The following is a 1167-nucleotide window of genomic DNA, read 5'->3' as shown; positions in this document are numbered from 1 at the left end:
CGCCGACCGGCCTTCGTCGCCCCCTGCCGCCCCCTGCCCCGCCGCTCGCGCGGCGGACGGCTCAGCGCGGCGGACGTCTCAACGCGCCGCCGCCGTGAAGTCCAGGTCGGCGTCGGCGACCGCGACCACGGTCCACGTCCGGCCGTCCGACGACGACAGCTCGTACGTCGGCAGCAGCACCGCGGCGCCGTCGGGCAGCGTCGTGAGCGCGAGGCCCAGGCGTGCCGACTCGATCGTCACGTCCTCGACCGGCCACGCGAGCGGACCGAAGTCGGGGGTCGCCGGGACCGTCGGCACCTCGTCGGGCGCCGGAGCGTCGGCGGCACCGGACTCCGCGCGCATCATGTCGTCGGCCGCGAACGGCATGATCCCGCCCGACGCCCCGAACCGCGGGTCGCCCAGGCGCTCGACCGCGGCGCGCGCGCTCACGACGTCGTAGTCGCCGAGCTCGACGACCGGCGCGAGCGAGCCCCACAGCGACTGCACGCCGTCGCCCACGAGCGACACGTTCCACGCGACGCCCGACCGCTGCCCGTCGACCACCAGGTGCGCCGTGACCTGCACGAGCGCGGGCGAGCCCGTGTCGGCCATGACCTCGAGCTCGTACGACGCCGGGTCGACGCCCAGCGCATGCAGCAGGTCCGTGGTCTTCGCCTTCGCCGCGTCGCCCGTGGGGGCGGCGGGCAGGTCCCGGGGGTCGCAGTTCGCGCCGAGGCCCGGGTCCACCTGCGCCTTGTCGACCGACGACGACGTGCCGCCCCCCTCGGTCGCACCGTCGAGCGTCTCCGGGGCCGACGCGACGCAGGACCACGGGTCCTTCGACGGGTCGTAGTACGAGATGCTGCCCGTGCCGTCGGGCGAGAGGGACACGGTCGGACCGGTCCCGTCCGTCGAGCCGACGGTCCATGCGCCGTACTCCTGCCGCGGCTCGCCCGCGACGCCGAGCGCCGCCGCGACGCGCGCGAGCGACTCCTGCGAGAACACCGACGCCGCGTCGAACGCCCACGCCGTCCCCGTGCCCGCCTCGTCCGACAGCCCGCTGCCCGCCGTGAACACCGTGCGCCCGCCGTACCAGGCGAGCTTCGACGTCGCCGCCGTGTCGGCCGCCGCACCCGCCGACGACATCTCCCGGCCGGCCATGGGCTGCTCGAGGGACATCGCGGGCGC

General features: G+C 76.3%; 1 protein-coding gene. It reads right to left on the bottom strand.

What is annotated here, in order from left to right:
• Positions 1–78 precede the first annotated feature (78 nt).
• Positions 79–1167 (bottom strand): hypothetical protein (locus tag HGA02_RS19925; RefSeq protein ID WP_168681156.1); only part of this gene is annotated, 1089 nt, incomplete at its 5' end.

The sequence above is a fragment of the Cellulomonas septica genome, from assembly GCF_012396155.1.
GTDB lineage: Bacteria > Actinomycetota > Actinomycetes > Actinomycetales > Cellulomonadaceae > Cellulomonas > Cellulomonas septica.
The sequence above is the reverse complement of the archived record's forward strand: the minus strand, read 5'-3'. Positions and strand labels throughout refer to the sequence as shown.